This window comes from Photorhabdus cinerea (assembly GCF_011189575.1).
GTDB lineage: Bacteria > Pseudomonadota > Gammaproteobacteria > Enterobacterales > Enterobacteriaceae > Photorhabdus > Photorhabdus cinerea.
The window spans coordinates 1-3,387 of sequence record NZ_PUJW01000076.1 but is presented as its reverse complement, the minus strand read 5'-3'; the positions used below and the strand labels follow the sequence as shown (position 1 = coordinate 3,387).

Sequence of the window (3,387 nt, the reverse complement as noted above, 5' to 3'; positions counted from 1 at the left end):
TGTGCGGTACCGATATCCCCTATTTTTACTGCGTTTCCCATTGTGTTTTCCTTATTTAAGAGAAATTAAGTTTATTTTGAAGAATAAATTTCCTATTCATTAAATAGGGTGAAAACTTCTTTTTATTTCATGTCCTTAGCGAGTTGTAATAAATTTTTTGTTATCAATATGATATTGAGGGTTATTGAAATATTTGAATGACTTTATTTATTAACAAGTCCTCTTTGTTATTTATATTATTACGTTGTTATCGAGTTATAACAAATCTTTTCCCATCAAAATGATATTTTGGATTTATTGAAAATCTTGAATGGTTTTCTTTGTCAATAAAACTGAGTGGTGAGGGTGACATAGAGACAACTCGACTATCGAGGGATAATTCAATTTTTGATTTACTAAACTCTAAAGGTAAAAGTTGAAAATCAGCCGAGTTTAAAAATGTATCTAATCCCAATGAAGAAAAATAATTATCATTATCTCCACCATTAGCTTTTACTGACTCATTTAATAATTCTTTATGGAATTTTTTAACCCTTCAAGATTTTTGTTTTTCAATAATTCCCAATATTCTTTGTAGGCATTAATAAGGGCTAGTTGATGGTTTTCTGGTAATGAATCTATAGTTTCTTTATTTTCTGAAAATTGATATGAATTTACACAGTTCCACGTGGGATAGTCCTTTTTTATATTAAATGCTTGAGAGTAGTGATAATATTCTTTTTTACTGTCATGAATTATACTATTACGGCCTAATAATTTTCCCCATTGTTCATTATCTAACCTTACATTAAGTGCCGATACAGAAGTATTATAGGCGATGCTATCATTAGGATGATAATTTATGGTTATAACTGATTTTAGATTGGGAGTCTCAAATCTATTTCTTGCTTTTAATATGAAATTGCACTTTGAGTCTGAATCGAAAATATCGGAATCTCTATTTGATGGCCATGAATAAAACTGGATTGTATTGTTTTCAGATTTCAGATATTCACCTACACCAATTAGTGTGTTCATGGGTTTTTTATCATAATAGGAAAAGATCAATAGGCCATTGATAAGTAAATCTGCTGAACATTTATTTAATTCGACTTCCAGTCTGTAGTCAATAGGTTCAACTTCGTTATTCATAGAATTTTTACTCTCTTTAGATAACCCGGTTATGGGTAATGTGAATCCAAGCAGTTAGAAAAATTTTATAGTTACGCATAATATATTTTCATTTAAAATCAATAAAATAAAATGGGCCAAATTCATCTTTATCACATATCATCACATCGGCTTTAATTAGGTTTATACCTGAATTTTTGCTTCTTCCTTTTGTATTACTCACTGATTTACTTTCTTTTTGTATATATCCAGCTTTTACTTCCACTTTAAAATAAGCTTTTATTCCCTCATGTGAGAAATAAATCCCTAAGCCTGAATCATCATATTTTAATCCCGCTGACAGTGCTGTTTTACCTCCCCCTGTTGTGGTAGTTATACCTTTTACAGATAATACCTTGAATCTTGCTTTAAGCTATAGAGGTAATATTATCTATTATTCAAAGAGGGATAAACCCTCTTTGTTTTTCATATCATTATCGGGTTAAAATAAATCTATTTCCATCGAACCGATATTTTGAATTTAATAGTGTCTTGTTTTTACTATTATTTTTGTTAATAAATACAAGTGGTGAGGGAGACATAAAAACAACCCGGCCATCCAGAGAAATATCAATTTTAGATTGACTGAAATCTAAAGGTAAAAGTTGAATGTCAGGTGAATTTATAATTTCATCTAACCCTATTGATGAAAAATGATAATCATTATTTTTACCATTGGCGCTTACTGATATTGGATTTCATCTGTGTCGATTGATAATAATTATGAGATCTACAGATGCCACCGATTTTTATTATATTTTCCATTAAGAAAAAATATCGGGTCAGATAACCCGATACTATTAATTAAATCACCCGAACAAAACGGCCGTTAAGCATTGAGAAAGTTAGTGCGGTAGTAGCCAGAACAGTATCACCGTCTTCATCATCAACGTAGTAAGATATTGGAGAGTTCTCTGGGTCTGATTTATTTACCAGTCTAACCATTCTGCCTTGGTTCATTATCTTAACTCGATAGTTATTCCAGTTAATCGGTATCATTTTGAAGTTTTTTGCGTTGATATCACTGTAAATAGGCTGATCAATGAAGATGCTCTCTTCACTTTCGCCGGTTGACCAGGCCCAGGCTTTGAGCGAGACTTTTTGCAATTCACGAATAGTATTCACATCTTTGGCATGATAAGCCTGCCAGATGGTCATATAAGCCTGTTGCAGTTGTTGACGTTGCTCCGGTGTATCGGTGTAAGGGGTTGCGTTCACCCATTCCCAATCAGGCAAGCCACTAATTTTTACCGTCCGGCTAAACCGGTATAAGGTCATATTGGGCGGGAATTTTCGAGTATTAAAGTAGTTTTTGTCTTTATGTCCGGCTTCTACATTATCCGCCTGTATTACATGGCGTATAACCGGCGTACTGATAGTGGCGTATTTGGGTTCATCCTTCGATTTTGTTGCCACAGGCTGACCATTTTCATTAATCGCCACTTCAATCGCTGTCAGAATCTGGCTGTTTTTACCGCGCATGGCAGTTAACTCTAACTTACATTTAGCCTCAGGGTTGAAATGATTACGGGCTTTATCTGGCATTTCATCTGGGGAGAACCAACCTAGAGCACCAAATTCCAGACTAATTTCATTTTCGCCATTGGCCATGAATAGCATGGAGCCTGTGCTGGATGTACCAAATCCTCGGCCTGCTCGGGCTGAATTTCGGTTATCCATTCCCAGTACGTCATTAGTTTTAATAGAACAAAAGGCATATTGGATATCGAATACGCTGCGAATATACAACCTGGATTCATCTGCGTTAGCACCGGACATAACAAGCACTCCTGATAATAGTAATAACAGTTTTAATTTCATTTTTTATCCTTTTTTATCTCATTCCTGGGAATCCCGTTGTGATAAATGGGATATTATCCAGCTTAGGTTTAGGGTTATAACCCATTTCCCACGGCGCTGTTTCAGCCCCTGGGACTGTCTCTGGCCGGGTAATAGGCCGTTCTTCCCCTAGCAGATTAATTCTTAATGGGGATTCACTGGCTTTTAATGGATCGGCAATAACCCATTTCTTCTTAACTTTCACTATATCCTGTGAAGTGGTTTTTTCTTTGATATCTACTTTAGTGTCGGCAGTTACCTCAATTTCAGCTGTAATCCCATCATGGTAACCGACGAGATCGATCCCCTTATCATGTTGATCGAATTTAAAACCCGCCGCCGTTTTGACAGCGCCTTTCGCATTTAGCGCAACTTCCATTATCATAATCCTGGTCTTAA

The 3,387-nt window shown here is 35.1% G+C and carries 3 protein-coding genes and 1 pseudogene; all 4 read right to left on the bottom strand.

Annotated elements, in window-relative coordinates; translation table 11 throughout:
* Positions 1-504: 504 nt before the first annotated feature.
* Positions 505-1,131, bottom strand: a complete 627-nt coding sequence (locus C5469_RS22475) for a hypothetical protein (RefSeq protein WP_166310883.1) — start codon at positions 1,129-1,131, stop codon at positions 505-507.
* Between the two features lie 88 nt (positions 1,132-1,219).
* Complete coding sequence (locus C5469_RS22470; RefSeq protein WP_166310881.1) at positions 1,220-1,375, bottom strand: hypothetical protein; 156 nt, start codon at positions 1,373-1,375, stop codon at positions 1,220-1,222.
* Positions 1,376-1,953: 578 nt separating this feature from the next.
* Positions 1,954-2,970, bottom strand: a complete 1,017-nt coding sequence (locus C5469_RS22465) for a hypothetical protein (RefSeq protein ID WP_166310879.1) — start codon at positions 2,968-2,970, stop codon at positions 1,954-1,956.
* Positions 2,971-2,983: 13 nt separating this feature from the next.
* Positions 2,984-3,387, bottom strand: a pseudogene (locus C5469_RS22460) (hypothetical protein); the annotation flags it as partial.

Coding starts and splice junctions, on each gene's coding strand:
- C5469_RS22475 (WP_166310883.1), bottom strand. CDS start 1,131: ATGAATAACGAAGTTGAACCTATTGACTACAGACTGGAAGTCGAATTA.
- C5469_RS22465 (WP_166310879.1), bottom strand. CDS start 2,970: ATGAAATTAAAACTGTTATTACTATTATCAGGAGTGCTTGTTATGTCC.